This is a genomic window from Nonomuraea sp. NPDC049152 (assembly GCF_040648355.1).
Lineage (GTDB): Bacteria > Actinomycetota > Actinomycetes > Streptosporangiales > Streptosporangiaceae > Nonomuraea.
Genome location: NZ_JBEZDO010000032.1, coordinates 18,190 through 38,423 on the forward strand (window position 1 = coordinate 18,190; position 20,234 = coordinate 38,423).

The following is a 20,234-nucleotide window of genomic DNA, read 5'->3' on the forward strand; positions in this document are numbered from 1 at the left end:
AAATATGAACTCATAGTTTTAATCGCAACCCGATCTGAGGGAGGCCCACGTTGCCTGATCCCGAGAAGAGGTTCGCCGAGGAGTGGCGGAACGCCGCCTACAACTGTTTCTCCTCAGGCCACAAGTTCTGCCGCGAGGTCTGCCCCGTCATGCAGGTCACGCGCAACGAGTCGTGGAGCCCCACCGCCTTCCACGCCAACGTGGTGGCGATGGAGCAGGGCTCCCTCGAGGTCGCCGAGGTCGCGGCCGACTACGTCAACTGCACCGGGTGCGGCGCGTGCGAGCTGCGCTGCCCCAACTCACTGTTCACCGGCGACTTCTACCGCTTCCGCACCAGGACCGTCGACCTGGTCAAGGCCGTGCGGGCGCTCGCCGTACGGGAGGGCGTGCACCAGCCCGGCTGGCAGCGGTGGAACCTGCTCACCGACGAGCAGACGCACGAGCCCGTGGCCTCGGAGGTGTCGCAGGAGCGGGTGCGGGACTGGGCGCAGGGGCTCGACCTGCCGGTGGGCGGGGAGACCATCCTGTTCGTCGACTGCGAGGCCGCCTTCCACCGGACGACGGCGCCGCGGGCGGTCGCCCGGATGCTCAACCTGGCGGGCTACAAGTTCGGCCTGATGAACGAGCAGTGGTGCTGCGGCGGGCCCGCCGCCGAGATGGGGTACGAGGAGCAGGCGCTCCGCTTCGCCTGGCACAACCTGGAGGACTGGAGAGCCAGTGGGGTGCGGCGGGTCCTGGTGCTCGACCCGCACGACTACATCACCTTCACCGAGGACTACCCGAAGTACTTCGGGGAGTCGTTCGACATCGAGGTGGTGCTGGTCATCGAGCTGCTCGCCGCGCTGCTCAGGGAGGGACGGCTGGTCCCGCACGTGCCCGTCGAGCGCACGGTGACCTACCACGACCCGTGCAGGCTCAACAAGCGCAAGGGGATCTGGCAGGAGCCCCGCGAGATCCTGCGGGCGATCCCCGGGCTGACCTTCCACGACGTGGACAGAGTCAGCCAGTGGTCGTACTGCTCGGGCGCGGGCGGCGGGCTGGCCGTCGAGAAGCCGGAGCTGACCGCCAGGATCAGCGAGATGCGCATGGGCAAGGCGGCCGAGCTGGGCGTGGACACCCTCGTCACCGCCTGCCCGTGGGCCGAGCGGCCGCTGACCGAGGCGGGCCACGCGCGCGCCATCGGCGTGGTGGACCTGCACGAGCTGCTCGCCGAGTCGCTGGGGGTGGCCTGATGACCATCACCATGGGCGACCCCGTGCTGGAGGAACTACGCCAGGTTCTCGGCCACGACCACGTGCTGACGGGCAGGGCCGACCGGCTCAACAGGACCCGCGTGCCCGCGCCCTTCCCCGTGCACCGGTGGGCGGAGCGGATGCCCGACCTGGTGGTCATGCCGGGCTCCACCGAAGAGGTGGCCGAGGTGCTGAGGCTCGCGCACGCCTACCGGATCCCCGTGGTGCCGCGCGACGGCGGCACCGGGCTGACCGACGGCGCGGTGCCGCTGCGCGGCGGCATCGTCGTGGATGTGAAGCGGATCAACCAGATCAAGGAGATCGACCTCGAGAACAGGACGTGCACGGTCGGCACAGGCATCAACGCGCTGAAGCTCAACGAGGTGCTTTCACGACACGACCTGTTCTACCCCGACGACCCCGCGTCGTATCCGTGCTCGCTGGTCGGCGGCAGGATCGGCACCAGCGGCTGGTCGCTCATCGGCTCCCGGTACGGCCACAGCCGCGACCTGGTGCTCAGCTTCGACCACGTGCTGCCGACAGGGCAGGTCATCCACGTCGGCGACGGCATCGGCAGGAAGATCACCAAGTCGTCGAGCGGCTACCAGCTGAAGCACCTGTTCATGGGGCACCAGGGCACGCTCGGCATCGCCACCGAGGCGACGCTGAAGCTGTTCCCCAAGCCGGAGGCGGAGTTCTCGCCGTTCTGGGCGTTCGAGGACTACGACAGCGCCTACGCCGTGGTCGGACAGCTCGCGAGGGCGGGTGTGGCCACGTTCGCGGGGGCGGTGCTGTTCGACGAGTGGAAGGTCGCCTACCTGCGACGCGACGACGAGGCCTACATCCCGCAGCCGTCCTCGGTGAAGGCGCTGGTCTGCGCGGCCATGTACGGCTACGAGGACGAGGTGCGCGCGGGCGGCAGGCGGCTGATGCGGATCGCCCGCTCGATGGGCGCCCGCTATCTCGGCGACGAGATCTCGCAAGGCGACTGGGCTGCCCGGCACGACCGCTACGCCACTCCCCTGCACGGCCGGACCCGCTCGGGACAGGTGGTGCCGATGAGCTGGCACTGCGAGGACGCCTCGATCAACTACACCGGGCTGCCCGCCGTACGGCTGGCGTGGCACGAGATCGCCGACCGGCTGCGGCGGGAGTCGGACGTGTTCGACGACTGGGGCATGTTCGCCTACACCAACGGCTCCACCGGCGCCGACTACCTGACCGAGATCGACATCGGCATCTGGGAGCAGCGCCTCGACGACGCGGCGTGGGCCGCGTGGGTGGCCGCCAAGCGCGACCTGGCGGCGGTGACGCTGAGCCACGGCGGCTCGATCAGCGCCTGCCACGGCTCGTGCCGCGAGGGCGAGGTGGACCTGGTGCCCGAGGAGCTGGGCGGCGGCTTCGACGTGATGCTCGCGATCAAGCGGGCCGTCGACCCGCACAACATCATGAATCCGGGCAAGTACCTGCTCGACCGCGCCTACGCCGAGCCGTCAGGTGAGGAGGAGCCGTGAGCTACCGCTACCACGACGAGATGACCCCGCCCCCGCCCGAGCGCGCCTCGGAGGTGGCGGTCACCAGGTTCGAGCACGTCTACGAGGTGGATCCGGCCCTCATGACCGAGCACGTGACCCAGCAGACCTTCCCCAACTGGGACACGCTCCGCCTGGCCCGCTCCCGCGCCGACCACCTGGCCTGGATGCACAGGCACTTCGCGCACAAGGTGATCTCTGGCGAGGAGCTGCTCGATGGCCTCGACCGATGACGGCAGGCTGGCCGACCTCGGCTACACCTCCGAGTTCCGCAGGGAGATGAGCCTGTGGGCGAACTTCTCGCTCGGCTTCACCTATCTGTCTCCCGTCGTCGGGATCTACACGCTGTTCGCGGTCTCGCTGGCCACCGGCGGGCCGCCGATGATCTGGAGCCTGGTGATCGTCGGCGCCGGGCAGTTCCTGGTGGCGCTGGTGTTCGGCGAGATCGTCTCGCAGTACCCGCTGACCGGCGGCATCTACCCATGGGCGCGCCGCCTGTGGGGGCGCACGTGGGCGTGGATGACCGGCTGGGTGTACCTGATCGCGCTGCTGGTCACCATCGCCAGCGTCGCGTACGGCGCGGGCCCCTACCTGTCGGCCTTCCTCGGCATCGGTGTGAGCACGACGAACACGATCATGTGCGCGCTGCTCATCCTGGCGGTCGCGGTGGCGATCAACCTGGTGGGGACCAGGGCGCTGGCGCTCGCGGCGATCATCGGGTTCTCCGCGGAGCTGGTGGGGGCGATCGCCGTGGGCGGCTGGCTGCTGCTGACCCAGCGCCATCACGGGCTCGGCGTGCTGTTCGACTCGTTCGGGGCGGGGTCGGAGACGGGCTATCTCGCCGCGTTCCTGGCCGCCGGGTTGATCGGCATCTTCCAGTACTACGGGTTCGAGGCGTGCGGTGACGTGGCCGAGGAGGTCCCCGACCCGACGCGGCGCATCCCGAAGGCCATGCGCATGACGATCTACGTGGGAGGGGCGGCGGCGATCTTCGTCTGCCTGGCGTTGCTGCTGGCCGTACCGGACTTCGCAGCGGTGATCTCGGGCGCGAGCCCCGACCCCGTCTCGGAGGTGCTGACCGCGGCGTTCGGGCCTGTGGGGCTGCGGGTGGTGCTCGGGATCGTGCTGGTGTCGTTCCTGTCGTGCGCGCTGAGCCTGCAGGCGGCGGCGAGCAGGCTGCTGTACTCCTACGCGCGGGACGGCATGATCGTCGGGAGCCGGCTGTTCCGCAGGTTCTCGGCCGCGCGGCACGTCCCGCCGTACGCGCTGCTGGTGGCCGCGGTCGTGCCGGGGCTCGTGGTGGCCGGGTCGATCATCTCCGAGGACGCCCTCGTCAAGATCATCTCATTCGCGACGCTCGGCATCTACCTGGGCTTCCAGATGGTGGTGCTGGCGGCGCTGCGGGCGCGGCTGCTCGGGTGGCGCCCTTCGGGGCCTTTCACGCTGGGCGCGGCAGGCCTGGCGGTCAACGTCGGCGCGCTGGTCTACGGCGTGCTGGCGATCGTGAACATGATCTGGCCGAGAACGCCTGACGCCGCCTGGTACGACAACTGGCTCGTGGCGCTCTCCGGCCTGGTCGTCGTGGGTCTGGGGGCGCTGTACCTGGTCGCCGCCAGACCGCAGGAACTCGGCGTGGCCCCGGCGGGCGACGCCATTCCCCAGGAGGAGCGATGAAGTTCAGTTACGTGATGCTGCCCGACTACCCGCTCCAGGAGTCGCTGGCGGCGATCAGGCTGGCCGAGGAGCTCGGCTTCTACGCCTGCTACGCGGCCGACGAGACCTGGCACAAGGACCTGTGGCTGCTGTTCGCCGCGGCCTCGCAGCAGACCAGCAGGATCAGGTTCGGGCCCAGCGTGTCCTCCGTGGTGCTGCGCGAGCCCTCGCTCATCGCCCAGGCCGCCGCCACGCTCGACGAGCTCAGCGGCGGCCGCGCCGAGGTGGTGCTGTCCAGCGGCAACTTCGGGCTGCTGGCGCAGTACGGCATCGACTGGACCGTCTCCAAGCCGCTCTCGCGCGTGAAGGAGGCCGCGCACGTCGTCCGCACGCTCCTGGACGACGGCGCGATCACGTTCGAGGGCGAGTTCTTCCGCTACAACGGGCTGTTCACCTTCGCCAGGCCCGTGCAGGAGCACCTGCCGGTGAAGCTCGGCGCGATGCGCGGACCGCGCTCGTTCCGGGCGGCGGGCGAGCTGTCGGACGGCGTGCACCACGCGCTCAGCTACACCCGCGAGGCCTACGACTACCTGGTCTCGGAGTTCAGGACGGGTGCCGAGCGGGCGGGCAAGGACTGGTCGGCGATGGACATCGGCGCGTGGGTCGTCTTCGCCACGGGCCCCGACTCGGCCGTGGCGAAGGAGGCCGCCCGCAGCATGGTCGGCCTCTACGCCTCGTCGATGCCCGCCGAGCAACTGGAGCGCAACGGGGTGGACCCGAACGCCATGAAGCCCATCGTCGACGCGCTGGGGGCGGGCGACCTGGCCAGGGCGATCGAGCTGACCAGCCCCGAGCTGGGCGACAGGCTGTCGATCGCGGGCACCCCCGAGGAGTGCGTGGAGAAGATCAGGCGCGAGATCGAGCCCTCGGGCGTCAACCACATGATCCTCGCGGTGACGGACGCGAAGCTGGTCAAGCAGTTCATGGGACGTGACCTGCCCGAGGTGGCCTCGGTGGAGGAGCAGCTCAGGCTGATCCATGACCGCGTCATGCCCGCCTTCGCCTGACCGTTCGTCATCATGCGGGCTCAGGAGGTGTGTAGGGCGAAGCAGACGGGGCAAGGACCCCCAATCCCTGCAACCGAGAACGAGGAGGAGCCGTAGTGCTCACTCTCACACCCAACGCAGCCCAGGTCATCAAGGACCTGACCGCCCAGCAGAATGCGGAGGCCAGCGGCATCCGCATCTCGTCACAGGGGGACGGCCAGGGATCCCTGGTGCTCAGCATGGCCACCGCGCCGGAGCCCACCGATGAGGTGGTGGAGGCCGAAGGAGCCCGGGTCTATCTCGACCCCGTGGCGGCCAGCGTCCTCGACGACAAGTCGCTGGACGCCGACACCGACGGGGAGGGTGGGGTCGCCTTCCACGTCACGGGTTGACCGGAGGCCTCTCGGGGGGCTCCCGGTCACACCTGTCATCCCGCGAGGAGCGCGGCGGCCTCGGCGGCCGAGGGAAGGCCCTCGACGTCGCCGCGCACCTCCACGATGCGCCCGGCGAGCGCGCTGCCGACCAGGGCCGCGCGCTCGCGAGTGGCGCCGTTGAGCCGGGCGGCGAGGTAGCCGCCGAGCAGCGCGTCACCCGCGCCGACGGGGTCGCGCACCACGCGCGCGGCGCTCGGCAGATGGCCGGGCTCGCCGTTCTCGCCGTGGTAGAAGACGCCGTCCGCGCCTGCTTTCAGCACCACCTCGACCCCTTCGGGGCGACGTGAGCCGACCGCGGCGAAGACGTCGGCGGGGTCCGTCGTTCCGAAGAGCGGCTCGGCCTCGTCCTGGCCGAGCACCAGCACGTCGGTGCGCGACAGCAGGTCGAGGACGGTGGCGAGCACGCGGTCCTGCCGGCCGAGCGCGGGACGGAGGTTCGGATCGACCACCAGCCGCGCGCCCGCCGAGCGAGCGCCCTCGGCCAGCGCCCTGACGAGCCGCTCGGGCCCCTCTCCCAGCGCGATCGTGATCCCGCTGACGACGATCGCCCTCGGTCCGGCCTCGAGGATGGCGGCGGCGTCGCCTTCGTCCATGCCCGCCGCGGCGGAGCCCGCCCGGTAGTAGTGGACGCGCCTCGCGCCGTCAGGCAGCACGTCCTTGAAGAAGACCCCCGTGGGCCTGGTGTGATCGCGGCCGACCAGGGAGGTGCCGACGCCGAGGGAGCGGGCGGCGGCGACGACGCGCTCACCGAACGGATCCGCGCCGACCCGTGAGGCGAACCACGCGGACCCGCCGAGCCTCGCGACGGCCGCGCACACGTTCAGCTCGGCCCCTCCGACGTGCACGCCCATCCGCTCGGCGGTCGCCAGGTTCTCCCCCTCAGCGGGCTGGAGCAGCACCATCGCCTCTCCGACCCCGACCACGTCTGGACGAGTCACCACATCTCCCTAGCTCGCGGCGTGCTTCTACAATGCGGAAAATCATCCCATCACTCCCCGCAGGAGCGACCGTGCGTGACTTCAGGTGGCGGCTGACCGAGCGCGTGGTGGCCGACCGGGTGATCGGCATCATCCGCGCGCCGTCCGCGGAGACCGCCGTCTCGTACGGCAGGCGGCTCGCCTCCGCGGGCCTGACCGCCATCGAGGTCTCGCTGTCCACGCCCGACGCCCTGAGCGCCGTCCGCACGCTGGCGACCGGCGCCTTCGTCGGCGCGGGCACCGTGCTCGACGCAGCCCAGGCCGTGATGGCGATCGAGGCGGGCGCGCGCTTCCTGGTCTGCCCCACGCTCAGCGCCGGCGTGATCGGCGCCGGCCACCGCCACGGCGTGCCGGTGGTCGCGGGCGCGTCGACGCCGACGGAGATCGTCGCCGCGCTGGAGGCGGGCGCCGATCTCGTCAAGCTCTTCCCCGCCGCGCAGACCTCGCCCGAGGCGCTGCGCGACGTCCTGCAGGCCCTTCCCCAGGCCCCGATCGTGCCCACGGGCGGGGTGAGCGCCGCCACCGCGCCAGAGTGGATCGCCGCGGGGGCCGTGGCCGTCGGCATGGGCGGCGAGCTCACCCGCGGCGAGCCCGAGGAGGCCGCGCCGCGCGTCCGCGCGCTGCTCGAGTCGCTCCGTTGACGCTCAGGCCAGCAGCTTGGCCACGTAGCGGAGCTGCTCCTCGCGCTGGAATCCGCCACCGCCCTCGTGGTTGTTCCAGGGCCAGACGGTGATGTCCTTGTCGCCCTGCCAGTGGTTGTAGGCCGCGTACACCGTCGAAGGCGGGCACACGTCGTCCATCATCGCCACCGAGTACAGCGCGGGAACCCGGCCGCGGGCGGCGAAGTTCAGGCCGTCGAAGTAGGACAGCGTGCGGAACACGGTGTCGGCGCTTGCCCGCTGCGTGGCCAGGAAACGGACGATCTCCTGGTAGGGGTCACGGCCGGTGATCTCGACCGCCCTGCGGAAGTGGGTGAGGAACGGGACGTCGATCAGCGCGCCCTTCACCGAGGGCCGCAACGCGGCGACCGCCTGCGCGATGCCGCCACCCTGGCTGCCGCCCGACACCACGATCCTGCCGGCGTCGACGGCGGGGTGCCCCTCGGCCACCTCCACGGCCCTGACGGCGTCGGTGAAGACGCGCCGGTAGTAGTAGTCGGCCGGGTCGAGGATGCCCCTGGTCATCATGCCCGGGGCCTGCGGCGACTGCCCGCCGTGCGGGTCGGCGGTCGCGCCGGGGCTCGTCATGTTGTGCGCGCCCTGACCTCGGGTGTCGACGACCAGCACCGCGAGGCCCGCGGCCGGCCAGGTGAGGTGGTCGTGGGCGAACCCCCTTCCGCCCGAGTAGCCGATGTACTGCACCACGCACGGCACTGGCCCCTCGGCCCCGCGCGGCACGATCAGCCACGCGTTGATCCGATCGCCTCCCCAGCCGGCGAAGGAGGTGTCGTAGACGTCCACGGTGGTCAAGGGGAGATCGTAGGGGGTGAAGGCGGGAGCCAGATCGTGCTGGGCGGCCTCGGCGAGGGTGGCGCTCCAGAACGCGTCGAAGTCGGCGGGCTCGTCGCGGTCGGGACGGTACTCACGCAGCCGGTCGAGGGGGAGGTCGAACAGAGGCACAGGGTCTCCCAACATCAGTGGTCGGATCCTGATATTTCACCTCATCAGGGAGGCAAGCGCTATCCGACTTCCTTGGCCGCGCCGATCACGGCTCAAGCCGTGACGCCGAGCGCGGCCGGATCGACGGCGTGCACCAGCGGTTCGCCGTCGAGTGCCCTGCGCACCTCCTCCAGCGCGTGCACGCCGAGCCGTTCCAGCTCGGTGCCGAGGGATCCCGCGACGTGCGGGGTCAGCACCACGTTCGGCAGCTCCCACAGCGGCGAGTCCTGGGCCGGGATCTCCGGCTCGGTGACGTCCAGGATGGCCGAGAGGCGGCCCGCGCGCAGTTCGGCCACCAGGGCGTCGTGGTCGACCAGCGAGCCCCGCGCGGTGTTGATCAGGGTGGCGCCGCGGCGCATCGCCGCCAGCCGGGCCGCGCTCACCAGATGCCTGGTCTCCGCCGTCGCGGGGGCGTGCAGCGAGACGATGTCGCAGGAGTGGAACAGCTCGTCCAGGGCGACCTTTCTCGCGCCGAGCGCGACCGCTCCCGCCTCGTCGAGGTACGGGTCGCTGAACAACACCTCCATGTCGAACGGCCGCAGCAGCTCCGCGACCTTGCGGCCGGTCCGCGAAGCGCCGACCAGGCCGACCGTCTTGCCGTAGTTGCCGACCTCCCGGTAGTCGCCGAGCACGTCGACGTACGCCCTGCGATCGCGGTAGTCCGTGGCCATGGCGAGCACGCCCTTGTTGGCCAGCAGGATCGCCGCGACGGTGTATTCCGCGACGGGGACCGCGTTGGCGGCGGCCGCCGAGCTGACCGCGACGCCCCTGTCGAACACCGCCCGCGTCACGTGTCCCTTCACCGACCCCGCCGCGTGGACGACGGCCCGCAGGCGAGGCGCGAGCGCGAGCGCCGCCTCGTCGATCACGGGCGCGCCCCATCCGGTCAGGAGCACGCGCGCGGATGCCAGCCGTTCGCGCGCGCTCTCGCCGGTGAGATCGGTGAGCGGCGCGCTCCAGCCCTCTCCCGCCAGAACGCGCAGCCGGTCGGCCAGCTCCCCCCGGAAGAGCCGCTCGGGCAGCCCTGGCGCCATCGCGGGAACGACCTCGGGCCCGGCGCTCACCGGGCGGCCCAGACGAGACCGCGCCTGGTGAGCGTGCGCACCGTGGGATCGCGCAGGTCCGCCGTCCGGTGGCCGATCGCGGAGAAGAAGATCTTCCCCTTGCCCCACCGCCTGGTCCACACCACGGGCATGTCGAGGGGCGCGCCGCCGTGCCCGCCGTCGGCCGGGTCGACGGCGGTGCTCGCCAGCACGGTGTTCAGGCCGTCGGACAGCATCCAGTACTGCTCGCTGTGCACGTCGAAGTCGGTCAGCCCTGCCATGATCGGGTGCTCGGCGTGCTCCGGGCTGATGACGACCCGGTAGTGGAGGAAGTCGGCGGGACGGAAGAGGAACAGGCCGCCGACCATGCGCAGGTAGTCCGGGCTGTCCGCGAAGGTGGCCACCACTCCCCCGTGCCAGCCGGCGAACCCGGTGCCCGCGTGGACGGCCGACACCAGCCCCGCGCACTGCTCTCCGGTGAGCCGCCCCGCCGTCCAGCACTGCACGATCAGGTCGGTGCCCGACAACAGCCGCCTGTCGGCGTAGACGTCGAGCTCTGCGGAGACCGTGAGGTCGAATCCCGCCTCCTTCAGCTCGCCCAGGAACAGGTCGGTCGCCTCCACGGGTTCGTGGCCCTCCCATCCGCCACGCACGACCAGCGCGCGGCGCGTGGGGCCGCTCATCGCGTCCCCGAGGGGCCGGCGGCCCACGCGGGAAGGGTCAGCGGCGTGCGCTGGAGGCCGATCCACTGCCGCCTGGTGAAGCCGGCCATCTGGTTGTCCGCGCCATGCCTGGCGTGCGCGTCGTTGACGTGCACCTCCCCGGCCCGCAGCCGCTCGGCGACCCCCATGCCGCGCATGAGGTCCTGGGTGAAGACCGAGTTCATGAGCATCGGGTACCCGTTGGTCAGGGCGATGGCCTCCTCCTCGGTGTCCACGACGGTCACCGGCAGGACAGGGCCGAAGATCTCCTCGGTGAAGGCGCCACATCTCGGCCTTGCCGAGCGTGCGGGCGCAGTTGTCGATGAACAGCGGGGCCTCGATCTCCCTGCGCAGCATGTCGGCGAGCGGCACCGCCGTCCAGCCCAGTGTGGGGGCGTAGACCAGCTCGCGCCCGTCCGCCGGCACGGCACCCGGCACTCCCACGCCGACCCCGAGCAGCTCGCGCGGGTCAAGGCCCACCTGGGCGGTCACCTCGGCCACGCCCGCGATGACGAGCTGGGCCACCGCCTCGGGGTCGAGCCTGGTACCGGCCACGGGGGAGGTGGCGGTCGCGATCGTGCGCAGCCCCGACGCCCTGGTGAGGTCCTGCCTGCTGGCAGGACCCTGCAGGTAGAGGCGTGACAGGAGGGCGGAGCGATTGTGGCGACGCAGGTCACGGGTCGTCTGCTGGACCGCACGTTTCACACTCGGGATTCTGCCAGAGCGTCAGGTCCTGTCAGCGCGCGGGCGATCTTCATGGTCGCCCGGGAGCAGCGACTGCAGGAAGGCGGTCACGGCGGGGCGGCGGTCGGCGGCCCGCCAGGCGATGGCCAGGCGGGCGGGCGGCAGCCCGGAGACGGGACGGCTGACCAGTCCTGGCCGCTTGTACAGCTCGGCGTTGCCCTCCGCGAGCAGCACGACGCCGAGCCCCGCCAGCACCGCCTCGAACACCTCGTCGGCCGAACTCGCCTCAGCGCCGACGATCGCGTCGGGCCTGCCGAGCCAGAACTCCCTCAGCGGCCCCGCCGCCACGGGCAGCGCCACGAGGGGCTCGTCCGCGAGTTCGGCGAAGGCGATCTCCTCCCTGCCCGCCAGCGGATGACCCTCGGGCATGCAGACGAAGCGCCGCTCGGTGGACAGCACGAACGTCGCGATCCCCTCGGGCGCGGGCAGCCACAGGAAGGCCACGTCGGAGCTGCCGTCGGCCAGCCCCACGCTGGCGTCGTCCCATCCGACCACCCGCAACGACACCACCCAGCCCGGCATCCGCTCCCTGAAGCTGCGCAGCGCCTCGGCCTGGATCCCCCGTCCGACGGCGGTCTGCAGACCGACGACGAGCGTGCCGGTGGGGGCGGCCTGCCGTATCAGGTCGAGGCCCTCGTCCCAGCGCGCGAGCAGGTCGCGGGCGACGGGCAGGAGCGCCTCGCCCTGGCGGGTGAGCGCGAGGCCGCTCGGCACGCGCTCGAACAGCGTGCAGCCGACCTGCCGTTCGAGCGCCCTGAGCTGTTTGGACAGCGCGGGCTGGGACACGAACAGCCGCTCGGCCGCCCTTGTCACGTGCAGTTCCTCGGCGGCGGCGACGAAGTACCGCAACTCGCGCAGATGGACGTCCATAACCACTGGTTATACCGGCATGTCTTGGACCGCGGCGGCGCCTGAGGTCGATGCTCGGAGACATGAGAACTCTTGGCAAGCTCACCGTCCCGCCGATCGGCTTCGGGGCGATGGTCCTTTCACCCGGCATCTACGGGCCCATCGACGACGACTGGGCCATGGACGCGCTACGGCACGCGCTCGACCACGGCGGCACCCACATCGACACCAGCGACGCCTACGGGCCCGACGGGCACAACGAGCGGCTCGTCGGCAGGGCGATCAAGGGCAGGCGGGAGGAGGTCGTCGTGGCGACCAAGTTCGGCCTGGCCGTGCCCTCCGGGGTGGAGTCCCGCGCCATCCCGGTCGGGTACGCCTTCGGTGAGCTGCGCGGCAACGCCGACCCCTCCCTGGTGCGCGGCTACGCCGAACGCAGCCTGCGCAACCTGGACACCGACGTGATCGACCTGTACTACCTGCACTACCCCGACCCAGGCGTGCCCGTCGAGGAGACCATGGGCGCGGTCGCCGGACTGGTCGAGGCAGGTCTGGTACGGCACGCGGGCCTGTCCAACGTCACGGCCGACCAGCTGCGCAGGGCGCACGGCGTGCTGCCGATCGCGGCGGTGCAGGTGGAGTGGTCGATGTGGCGCCCGATCGAGCCCGACCTGCTGGCGACGGCACGGGAGCTCGGCGTCGGCGTGGTGGCGTGGAGCCCGCTGGGCTCGGGCTTCCTCACCGGTAACGTCTCGAAGCTGGAGGAGGGCGACTTCCGGCACAACGCGCCGCGGTTCGACGCCGAGAACCTCGCGAAGAACAACGACAGGTACGCGCCGATCAGGCTGCTGGCGACCGAGCTCGGCATCACGCCCGCCCAGCTGGCGCTGGCGTGGCTGCTGCACCAGGACGAGCACGCCGTCCCGATCCCCGGCAGCAGGACGCCCGCGCACATCACAGAGAATCTGGAGGCGGCGGGCATCACGCTGCACCCCGACACGCTGGCGCGGCTGGACCGCGCGCTGTCCTCGTTCGACGTCGTCGGCGGCACGCTGCTCTGACCGCCGCCGGGCGCCCGAAGCCGACGGGAGCGCCGGGTGCTGCGAGGGAGATCTGGCCACTTTCGACGATCTTCCAGTAGCTTCGGGCCTGTGCCGTTGCCCGCGTGGCGTCGTCCCGTCAGGCGTGGCCTGCGGGCGCTGGGACGCGCGCTGGCCGGCGTCTGCGTCATCGTGCTCGCCCCCGTGCTGGCCCTGGCCACGCTGGCGGGGCTGGCGGCCGCGTCCACCGCCCCCGCGGTCCTGCTCGGCGCCGCGCTGGCCGCCTTCGCCGCGATCCTGTTCCTCGGCCTGCTCCTGCTGCTGCCCCGGCCCGCCGCCAGGCTCCCCCGGTGGTTGCGCGCGCTGGCGATCCTCGGCGTCGAAGCCGTGGTCGTCTGGCAGGTCGCCACGGCCACCCTCCACCCGCTCGCCGCCGCCGCCGCGCTCCCTGCGGTCGCGGGTCAGAGGACGTGGACCCTGCCGAGCGGGTCCAGGCTCGCCTACGTCGCCGCGGTCCCTGAGAAGCCGCGGGCCGTACCGCCTGTAGTGGTCCTCCATGGCGGCCCTGGCCTGGCCGACCTGGGCGGCGACGCGCGGTTCTTCGGCGCCCTCGCCGCTGAAGGACACCCCGTCTACGTCTACGACCAGCTCGGCGCGGGCCGTTCGGCCCGGCTGCCCGATCCGCGCGGATACGGCCTGACCAGGGACGTCGAGGATCTGGAGGCCATCCGCGCACAACTGAGGGCCGAGCGGCTCGTCCTGGTCGGGCATTCCTCGGGGGCGCGCCTGGCCGCCGCCTACCTGGCCCGCCATCCCGAGCGCGTCGCCAAGCTCGTCCTGTCCTCGCCGAGCGACCTGGCGCCCGCCCCGACCGGTGCCGCGCTCGCCCGCCTGGACGTCGCGCGCAACCGTGACCTGGCCCTGGCCCTGCTCCACCCACGCGTCCTGGCCGCGTACACGCTCGCGCGGGTGAACCCGGCCACCGCCCACGCCGTCGTCGGCGACCGCGAGCTCGACACCCGCCTCGCCGGCTATTCCCGTCTCCTCGCCCCTTCCCAACGCTGCCCCGCCGCCGGAGGCACGACCGGCAGGGACGCCGCCCTCGGCGCCTACGCGAACCTCGCCGACCGGCCCACCCCCGCCTGGGTACGGCAGGACATCACCGGCAACGCCACCCCCGCCCTGGTCATCAAGGGCGCGTGCGACTACCAGAGCTGGTCGTCGGCGACCGGCTACCTGCGCGCCCTCCCCCAGGCGAAGCTCGTCTACCTCCCCGGAGCGGGACACGACGCCTACCGCGACCGACCGGCGCCCTACCTGGCGGCCGTCCGCGCCTTCCTCGCCGACCGTCCCCTGCGGGACTACACCGGCGACCTGCCGCCACCCGGCTACCAGGGCCCGCCGTGAGGCGGCCTCACCCGCCCCACCGCTGCCGCAGCCACTCCATGGTCGAGCGTCGCGAGCTCTCCCGCCGCCACCGCAGGTGCGGCGCGTGCGGGGGCCCGGCGAGAGTCGCGGTGTGCGTCCAGTAGCCGGCCAGCGCCACCAGGAACGCGTCCACCCGCTCCGCCTCGGCCCCTGCGGCCCACCGGCCGAACAGCTCCGCGGGGTCGAGGCCGCCCAGGTCCGACTGGAGCAGCAGGCACACCTGATCCACCCAGGCGGGCCCGGCGCAGGCCCTGCCCCAGTCCAGGATCCACGCCGAGCCGTCGACGTCGATCAGGTAGTTGTCGAAGCGCGGGTCGAAGTGCAGCAGCGACGTCCCCGTCACCAGTGACTCCCAGCACGACTCGACCTCGGCCAGCCGTTCCAGGTGGGCGCGTTCCCAAGGGCCGAGCTCCACCTCGCCGAACGCACCGTCCCGCCGTATGGCCCGCCAGGTCACGCAGCGCCCCGCCATCCGGTCCGCCACCGACGGCAGCCCGCCCGCAGGGGCCGCGCTCCTGGCCATCGCGGCCACGATCGCGTCGAGCTCCGCCACCCGCCACGGCTGGTGCGGCAGCCTGCCTGGCACGACCTCGAAGCAGAGCAGCACCCAGCCCCAAGCCTCGACGGAGAACAGCAGCACCGGTGTGGGCGTGCTCGGGGGAAGGAGCGGCGCGACGGCCGTCTCGACCCGGTAGTCGGCCGCCACCGGCTCGTCGGAGGGGACCGCCTTGACGAACACCTGCCCGCCACCCTCCAGCGAAGCGACGCCGAGCACGCCCCACGAGAACCCGCCCGCCGTCGGCCGCACCCCCTCCACCCTCGCGCCCAGACGGCGTTCCACCTCGGCGCGCAGCTCAGGGGGCAGCTCGTGCCACGCCCGCCGCACGGTCTCCAAAGCGCCTCCCCTGTGGTCTCCCGCAACCGTCCGCAAGTGGCTCTTCAGCATGCCCGCTGCCTGCCGTACCGTCACCCCATGATCAGCGTCGATCCCGGCTACAAGCACATCAGGAAGCTCCTCACCCCGGGTGAGCGGCTCGCCCTGCCCGGCCACGATCTCAAGTGGTACGACCTGCGGCCCGAGGACGTCGTCATCCCCGACGAGGTGGTGCGCGAGGCCCGCGCCGTCATCACGCCCGCCGACAACCTGGGCGAGCTGGGCTTCGTCATCCTGCACAGGGTCGGCCCCACCTACCTGCTCCTGCTGTGCACGTGGCGCGGCGAGAACGAGCTCTGGGAGACTGTGTACGGCAAGACGGACGGCCCCTTCGAGCGGATCCCCTTCGACGACACGCACAAGGGGACCTACTGCGTCTGGGAGATGGGCGCCCTGATGCATGAGCAGCAGGCATGGATCACCTACCTGCTGTCGGAGCGGGACGAACGGGCCAGGTCCGCCTACCTCGAAGACGTCAGGCCCGCCTCGCTCATCTAGGACCCGTCGAGGGCGTCCGCTGCGGGCTCCGTCGTTCGCGGCTCACACCGTCGCGATGAGGGCGTAGCGCTCGTCGTCGATCTCCTTGCCCCACAGCAGCGGATCGGTCAGCGGCTCCACGCGCAGCTCGGTGACCAGGTCGCGCACGGCCTGCGACAGCGTGAGCGCCCTGACCCCGCCCGCCCACGGCATCCCCTCGACGGCGCCCGTCCCCCACCTGCCCTCGACCAGCACGAGCCTGCCGCCCGGCCGTACCAGATCACGCCAGCGGCGCAGCGCGGCGTGCGGATCGGGCAGGTTCCACACCACGTGGCGGCAGAGCAGCGCGTCGAACAGGCCCGCGCCCACCGGAGGGTCGGCCGCGTCGCCGACGATCACCTCGGCGGGACGGCCCGCCAGTTTCCTCCTGGCCAGTGCGGCCATGCGGGGCGACAGGTCGACGCCGGTGACCGTGTGGCCCTCCTCGGCCAGCAGCAGCGCCAGCGATCCCGTGCCGCAGCCGACGTCGAGCACGGCGGCGGGCGGCTCTGGCAGCCAGGACACCAGGCGGCCCCGCCACGCCTCGCGCACGGCCGGGTCGCGCAGGCCATGGTCGGGCTCCTCGTCGAAGGAGGCGGCGGCATGATCCCAGAAGACACGCGGAGAGGTGGTCACGATGGGATGATGCCTGCCGCCACCGACAGATTCGCGAAACCTCAGGCAAGTCCGAGGACCTCGGGGATGACCGGGGCGGTGGCCGCCACCGCGAAGAACTCCTCAGGAAGGGCCGAACCGCCCGCGATCACCGGGTTCGTGGTGGATGTCCTGGCCGGTTGGATGTCAGGGTGGCCGTGCTACGACGAGCCCTGATCACGAGAGCGCGGGACGACTGAGAGCAGGTCGCCGGGTTGGCAGCCAAGGACGTCGCAGAGCGCTGTGAGTGTGGAGAACCGTATCGCCCTGGCTCGGCCGTTCTTGAGGATCGACAGGTTCACAACCGTCACGCCCACGCGGTTCGCAAGCTCGGCCAGGGTCATCTGCCGGTCCGCGAGGATGCGGTCGAGGTGGCAGACGACTCGGTGATGGTCGTCATCCATCTAGACCATTCCCTCGACGTCGTCAGCCAGTTCCCCGCCGCGCCGGAAACTCTCGGCGAGCACGAGGAGTAGCAGCGCCACAGGAATGGGCGTGAGCGAGATGGAGAGATCATGGGTCACGAACGGGCTGCCGGGGCCGGCGAGGTTCAGTCTTGTGTGGACCATGAGCGCCGCGACGTGGGGAAGTGCGCCACCGACGATCCCTGCGAACAGGACCACTCCCGCCAAGCCGGCGATCCTGGCGGGGTTGCCCTTGCGGAAGGGCCTTCCTTCGGCCACGGAGAGCAGGAGGGGGCGCATCAGCAGGGCGCCAATGCACAAGCACATCCCCAACACGGCGATGTCGCCGCGGGCGAGCAGCTGTTCGGGAACGGTGGAGTCCCAGGCGACCAGCTCCAATTCACCGCCCGCCGGCCGCACCTGGGCGATCTCTGGTAGGCGGACATTCGGGAGGTCGACGGCCGGTGTCCCGCCAGCGGCGGCCTGCACGGTCAGGGCGCCGTATCGATTATCGATCGTATCGACAAAGAATAGCATCGATACTCGATATGTAAAGCGGGAGCGGGTCCCCCCAGATGACCCAAGGACGCCGACGCTCAGTCGACCGGATGGTCCTCCCACACCTCGGGAGGGGCGAACGTCGAGGTGACATCCACGAAGCTGGCTTCGTCGGCCGAGCGGAGTATCGCCGCCATCACGTCCACGACGTGCAGAGCCAGCTCGCCCGACGCCCGGTGCGGCCGCCCCGCCGCGATGGCGCGGGCCATCTCCAGCACGCCGATGCCGCGCCCCGCGCTGGTGCCCGACACCGGCAGGTCGGTCCAGTCGGGGGCCCCGGTACGGCGCAGCCGTACGGGACCGGTGAAGTTGTTCGGGTTGGGCGCGGCGAGCGTGGCCTCGGTGCCGGTGAGTTCGAGGAAGTCGCCGCGCGCCAGCGGGGAGTCGAAGGAGAACACGGTCGTCGCCCGTTGCCCTCCCGCGAACTCCAGCAACGCGCTGACATGGGTGAGCACCTCGACGTCGAAGACGGTGCCGGCCAGCGGGCCGGCGCCGACCGTCCGCCTGGCGTGCGCCTTGCTCCCGTTGGCCGCCACCCTCGTGACCGGCCCGAACAGCACGGCGAGCGCGGTCAGGTAGTAGGGGCCCATGTCGAACAGCGGCCCCGCGCCGGGTTTGAAGAAGAACTCGGGGCTGGGGTGCCAGCGCTCGGGTCCTGGACCCTGCAGGAGCGTGATCGCGGACAGCGGCCGGCCGATGTCCCCGGCCGCGAGCGCGCGGGCGACGGTCTGCAGGCCCGCGCCGAGGAAGGTGTCGGGCGCGCAGCCCACCCTGACCCCCGCCCGTTCGGCGGCGGCCAGTAGCTCGCGGCCGGCGGCGGGGTCGAGCGTGAGCGGTTTCTCGTTGTAGACGTGCCGTCCCGCGCCGATGACCTCCATCGCGACGGCGGCGTGCGCGGCGGGCACGGTCAGGTTGACGACGATCTCCACGTCGGGGTGGTTGACGACCTGGGAGACGTCGCCCGCGACGGGCACGCCGTACTCCTTGGCGACGGCCTTGGCCCTGTCCACGTCGAGGTCCGCGCAGCCGACCACCCGCAGTTCGGGCATGGCGGTGAGGTTGGTGAGGTACTGCTGGCTGATGTTGCCGCAACCGACGATCGCGACTCCGGTCACCGCTCCACCTCGCGCAGGTAGGCGAGGGAGTCGGTGAGCGCCTCGAAGATGTCGGTGGCGCACCTGTCGAGCTCGACCACCCGCATGGCCTGCGGCGCGGCGGCGAGGATGTCGGGGATGGGCAGCGTGCCGGAGCCCACGGCGGTCATCGGCTCGGTCAGGTTGGCGGGGCCGTCCTTGACGTGCAGGAACCGGACCCGCTCCCCCAGTCTGCCGAGCAACTCGGGCACGTCGGCCCCGCCGACCGCGGCCCAGTAGACGTCCACCTCCAGCAGCACGCCGGGGTCGAGCAGGTCGGCCAGCGCCTCGAGCGCGGGCCGGCCGCCGACGTGTGAGGCCAGCTCCCAGTGATGGTTGTGGTAGCCCACGCGCACGCCGCGCGCCTTGCCCCACGCGGCCGCGGCGTTCAGGGCGTCCGCGGTCCGCTGGACACCCTCCGCCGTGGTGAACTCCGCGGGGTCGACCATGGGCACGATGAGCGTGTCGGCGACCTTCAGGTACTCCTCCCTGTCGGGGCCGAGCAGGGGGGCGTGCGCGGAGTGGATCTCGAACCCCTCGACGGGGATGAGGTTGAAGGGCTCGACCGCCTCGTAGCCGATCGAGGCGAGTCTGGAGAGGGTGGTGGAGGGGTCGGCGGCCAGATGGTCTCGGAGGGTGTAGAGCTGCACGGCATAAGACCTCATGGTGTTGAACGCTAACTACGCCAGGTGTGTGGTGCAATGTCCCCATGACGGTCGAGGATCCTCATATCGACCTGCTGGCAGAGGCCTTCCTCCGCCAGCCCAGGCGCTACACCAGCCGTCAGGTCGCCGCGATGGCCGGGGTGCCGGTCTACCGCGCGCGGCGCTACTGGCGCGCGCTGGGGTTCGCGAACGTCGCCGACGACGCCGTGGTGTTCACCGAGGCCGACGTCGACGCGCTGAAGACGCTGATCAACCTGGTCGGCGACGGCTGCTACGACGAGGAGCACATGCTCCTGGTGACCAGGGCGCTCGGCAGGGCGGCGGCCAGCCTGGCCGAGTCGCAGGCCGAGCTGGGCGCGGAGACGCTCGACCTGGCGGGCGTGCCGCTGGCGCAGCGGCCGACGGCCTGGCGGGCGCGAGCCGACCGCGTGGTGCCCTCGCTGGAGCAACTGCTGGTCTACACCTGGCGGCGGCAGCTCGCCTCCGCCGCGGGCCGCATCGTGGACCAGGAGGTCGGCACGGTACGGCTGGCCGTAGGCTTCGCCGACATGGTCGGCTTCACCAGGCTCAGCCGCCAGATCCCGGAGAGAGAGCTGGCAGGGCTGGTGGAGCGGTTCGAGGGCCGCTCGGCCGACGTCGTCACCTCCTCGGGCGGCAGGGTGGTCAAGACGCTGGGCGATTCGGTGCTGTTCGTCGCCGACCTGGCCAGGGTGGCGGCCGAGATCGCGCTGCACCTGGTCGAGGTGCACGCGCCCGACAAGGCCATGCCCGACCTGCGGGTGGGGCTGGCGATCGGCCCGGTGATCAGCAGGATGGGCGACGTGTTCGGCACGACCGTCAACCTGGCCAGCAGGCTGACCTCGCTGGCCCCCGCGGGTGGCGTGCTGGCCGACCCCGCGCTCGCGGAGGACCTGTCGGCCGCCGCCGGGTTCGCCCTTCTGCCCGCCGAGCCCATGATCGCCAAGGGCCTCGGCGAGCTGCTGCCCTCCCTGGTCCGGAGGGCGCCTCGGGTCTGAGGCGCCCGCGGGGTCTCGGG

The 20,234-nt window shown here is 71.7% G+C and carries 25 protein-coding genes and 1 pseudogene; 13 read left to right on the top strand and 13 right to left on the bottom strand.

The features are described 5' to 3' along the window. The first annotated feature begins 50 nt into the window (after positions 1-50). The 6 genes from AB0B45_RS40545 (at position 51) to AB0B45_RS40570 (ending at position 5,855) form a co-directional block, all read left to right on the top strand. Positions 51-1,232 carry a (Fe-S)-binding protein gene (locus AB0B45_RS40545; protein ID WP_358142455.1) on the top strand — a complete coding sequence of 394 codons (1,182 nt, stop codon included), beginning with the start codon at positions 51-53 and terminating at the stop codon, positions 1,230-1,232. Beyond that, positions 1,232-2,746: an FAD-binding oxidoreductase gene (locus AB0B45_RS40550; protein WP_358142458.1), complete on the top strand. Its 1,515-nt coding sequence runs from the start codon at positions 1,232-1,234 to the stop codon at positions 2,744-2,746. The genes AB0B45_RS40545 and AB0B45_RS40550 overlap by 1 nt, the downstream gene beginning before the upstream one ends. After that, on the top strand, positions 2,743-2,997 hold the full coding sequence (locus AB0B45_RS40555; RefSeq protein ID WP_358142461.1) for a hypothetical protein: 255 nt from the start codon (positions 2,743-2,745) through the stop codon (positions 2,995-2,997). The genes AB0B45_RS40550 and AB0B45_RS40555 overlap by 4 nt, the downstream gene beginning before the upstream one ends. Beyond that, entirely contained in the window at positions 2,981-4,438 is a 1,458-nt protein-coding gene (locus AB0B45_RS40560) for an amino acid permease (RefSeq protein ID WP_358142463.1), read from the top strand. Before AB0B45_RS40555 ends, AB0B45_RS40560 begins: the two co-directional genes overlap by 17 nt. After that, on the top strand, positions 4,435-5,484 hold the full coding sequence (locus AB0B45_RS40565; RefSeq protein WP_358142466.1) for an LLM class flavin-dependent oxidoreductase: 1,050 nt from the start codon (positions 4,435-4,437) through the stop codon (positions 5,482-5,484). The genes AB0B45_RS40560 and AB0B45_RS40565 overlap by 4 nt, the downstream gene beginning before the upstream one ends. A gap of 95 nt (positions 5,485-5,579) precedes the next feature. Then, entirely contained in the window at positions 5,580-5,855 is a 276-nt protein-coding gene (locus AB0B45_RS40570) for an iron-sulfur cluster biosynthesis family protein (RefSeq protein ID WP_358142468.1), read from the top strand. Between the two features lie 35 nt (positions 5,856-5,890). Here AB0B45_RS40570 and AB0B45_RS40575 read toward each other — a convergent pair whose 3' ends face one another. Further along, positions 5,891-6,835, bottom strand: coding sequence for a sugar kinase (locus AB0B45_RS40575; RefSeq protein WP_358142471.1), 945 nt, complete (start codon positions 6,833-6,835; stop codon positions 5,891-5,893). Positions 6,836-6,906: 71 nt separating this feature from the next. Here AB0B45_RS40575 and AB0B45_RS40580 point away from each other — a divergent pair, with 71 nt between their 5' ends. Continuing rightward, positions 6,907-7,515 (top strand): bifunctional 4-hydroxy-2-oxoglutarate aldolase/2-dehydro-3-deoxy-phosphogluconate aldolase, encoded by a 609-nt coding sequence (locus tag AB0B45_RS40580; protein ID WP_358142474.1) that lies wholly within the window; start codon positions 6,907-6,909, stop codon positions 7,513-7,515. A gap of 3 nt (positions 7,516-7,518) precedes the next feature. On the opposite strand, the gene AB0B45_RS40585 is transcribed toward AB0B45_RS40580, so the two are convergent. The 5 genes and pseudogenes from AB0B45_RS40585 to AB0B45_RS40605 form a co-directional block, all read right to left on the bottom strand. Continuing rightward, positions 7,519-8,493: an acetylxylan esterase gene (locus tag AB0B45_RS40585; protein WP_358142477.1), complete on the bottom strand. Its 975-nt coding sequence runs from the start codon at positions 8,491-8,493 to the stop codon at positions 7,519-7,521. A gap of 92 nt (positions 8,494-8,585) precedes the next feature. Further along, positions 8,586-9,596 carry a hydroxyacid dehydrogenase gene (locus AB0B45_RS40590; protein WP_358142480.1) on the bottom strand — a complete coding sequence of 337 codons (1,011 nt, stop codon included), beginning with the start codon at positions 9,594-9,596 and terminating at the stop codon, positions 8,586-8,588. Then, positions 9,593-10,258, bottom strand: coding sequence for a ThuA domain-containing protein (locus tag AB0B45_RS40595; protein ID WP_358142696.1), 666 nt, complete (start codon positions 10,256-10,258; stop codon positions 9,593-9,595). Before AB0B45_RS40595 ends, AB0B45_RS40590 begins: the two co-directional genes overlap by 4 nt. Beyond that, positions 10,255-10,707, bottom strand: coding sequence for an aldehyde dehydrogenase family protein (locus tag AB0B45_RS40600; RefSeq protein ID WP_358142697.1), 453 nt, complete (start codon positions 10,705-10,707; stop codon positions 10,255-10,257). Before AB0B45_RS40600 ends, AB0B45_RS40595 begins: the two co-directional genes overlap by 4 nt. Beyond that, positions 10,619-10,831, bottom strand: a pseudogene (locus AB0B45_RS40605) (sugar kinase); the annotation flags it as partial. The pseudogene AB0B45_RS40605 and the gene AB0B45_RS40600, both read right to left, overlap by 89 nt. On the opposite strand from AB0B45_RS40605, the gene AB0B45_RS40610 reads away from it, so the two are divergent. Further along, positions 10,785-10,910, top strand: a complete 126-nt coding sequence (locus AB0B45_RS40610) for a hypothetical protein (RefSeq protein ID WP_358142701.1) — start codon at positions 10,785-10,787, stop codon at positions 10,908-10,910. The pseudogene AB0B45_RS40605 and the gene AB0B45_RS40610 overlap by 47 nt on opposite strands. A 92-nt stretch (positions 10,911-11,002) precedes the next feature. Here the strand turns inward: AB0B45_RS40610 and AB0B45_RS40615 are convergent, their stop codons facing one another. After that, the gene (locus AB0B45_RS40615; protein ID WP_358142483.1) at positions 11,003-11,890 is read right to left on the bottom strand and encodes a LysR family transcriptional regulator; all 888 of its coding nucleotides are present in this window, start codon (positions 11,888-11,890) and stop codon (positions 11,003-11,005) included. Between the two features lie 62 nt (positions 11,891-11,952). Between AB0B45_RS40615 and AB0B45_RS40620 the strand changes: the two genes are divergently transcribed. Both AB0B45_RS40620 and AB0B45_RS40625 read left to right on the top strand, forming a co-directional pair. Beyond that, positions 11,953-12,927, top strand: coding sequence for an aldo/keto reductase (locus tag AB0B45_RS40620; protein WP_358142486.1), 975 nt, complete (start codon positions 11,953-11,955; stop codon positions 12,925-12,927). Between the two features lie 90 nt (positions 12,928-13,017). Further along, a complete protein-coding gene (locus tag AB0B45_RS40625) occupies positions 13,018-14,313 on the top strand; it encodes an alpha/beta hydrolase (RefSeq protein ID WP_358142488.1) in 1,296 nt (431 codons plus the stop codon). Between the two features lie 7 nt (positions 14,314-14,320). Here the strand turns inward: AB0B45_RS40625 and AB0B45_RS40630 are convergent, their stop codons facing one another. Next, positions 14,321-15,220, bottom strand: a complete 900-nt coding sequence (locus AB0B45_RS40630; protein ID WP_358142699.1) for a phosphotransferase — start codon at positions 15,218-15,220, stop codon at positions 14,321-14,323. 87 nt (positions 15,221-15,307) lie between these two features. Here AB0B45_RS40630 and AB0B45_RS40635 point away from each other — a divergent pair, with 87 nt between their 5' ends. Continuing rightward, positions 15,308-15,766, top strand: a complete 459-nt coding sequence (locus AB0B45_RS40635; RefSeq protein ID WP_358142491.1) for a hypothetical protein — start codon at positions 15,308-15,310, stop codon at positions 15,764-15,766. 42 nt (positions 15,767-15,808) lie between these two features. On the opposite strand, the gene AB0B45_RS40640 is transcribed toward AB0B45_RS40635, so the two are convergent. After that, positions 15,809-16,420, bottom strand: a complete 612-nt coding sequence (locus AB0B45_RS40640) for a class I SAM-dependent methyltransferase (protein WP_358142494.1) — start codon at positions 16,418-16,420, stop codon at positions 15,809-15,811. 66 nt (positions 16,421-16,486) lie between these two features. On the opposite strand from AB0B45_RS40640, the gene AB0B45_RS40645 reads away from it, so the two are divergent. Next, complete coding sequence (locus tag AB0B45_RS40645) at positions 16,487-16,615, top strand: hypothetical protein (RefSeq protein WP_358142499.1); 129 nt, start codon at positions 16,487-16,489, stop codon at positions 16,613-16,615. Here AB0B45_RS40645 and AB0B45_RS40650 read toward each other — a convergent pair. The 4 genes from AB0B45_RS40650 to AB0B45_RS40665 are packed head-to-tail and all read right to left on the bottom strand — an operon-like array spanning position 16,600 to position 19,198. Next, positions 16,600-16,842 (bottom strand): helix-turn-helix transcriptional regulator, encoded by a 243-nt coding sequence (locus AB0B45_RS40650; RefSeq protein WP_358142503.1) that lies wholly within the window; start codon positions 16,840-16,842, stop codon positions 16,600-16,602. The genes AB0B45_RS40645 and AB0B45_RS40650 overlap by 16 nt on opposite strands. Then, positions 16,843-17,379 (bottom strand): hypothetical protein, encoded by a 537-nt coding sequence (locus AB0B45_RS40655; protein ID WP_358142506.1) that lies wholly within the window; start codon positions 17,377-17,379, stop codon positions 16,843-16,845. A gap of 59 nt (positions 17,380-17,438) precedes the next feature. After that, the gene (locus AB0B45_RS40660) at positions 17,439-18,515 is read right to left on the bottom strand and encodes a Gfo/Idh/MocA family oxidoreductase (RefSeq protein WP_358142509.1); all 1,077 of its coding nucleotides are present in this window, start codon (positions 18,513-18,515) and stop codon (positions 17,439-17,441) included. Beyond that, on the bottom strand, positions 18,512-19,198 hold the full coding sequence (locus AB0B45_RS40665; protein WP_358142512.1) for a TIM barrel protein: 687 nt from the start codon (positions 19,196-19,198) through the stop codon (positions 18,512-18,514). Before AB0B45_RS40665 ends, AB0B45_RS40660 begins: the two co-directional genes overlap by 4 nt. A gap of 44 nt (positions 19,199-19,242) precedes the next feature. Here AB0B45_RS40665 and AB0B45_RS40670 point away from each other — a divergent pair, with 44 nt between their 5' ends. After that, the gene (locus tag AB0B45_RS40670; protein ID WP_358142515.1) at positions 19,243-20,214 is read left to right on the top strand and encodes an adenylate/guanylate cyclase domain-containing protein; all 972 of its coding nucleotides are present in this window, start codon (positions 19,243-19,245) and stop codon (positions 20,212-20,214) included. Positions 20,215-20,234: the final 20 nt, after the last annotated feature.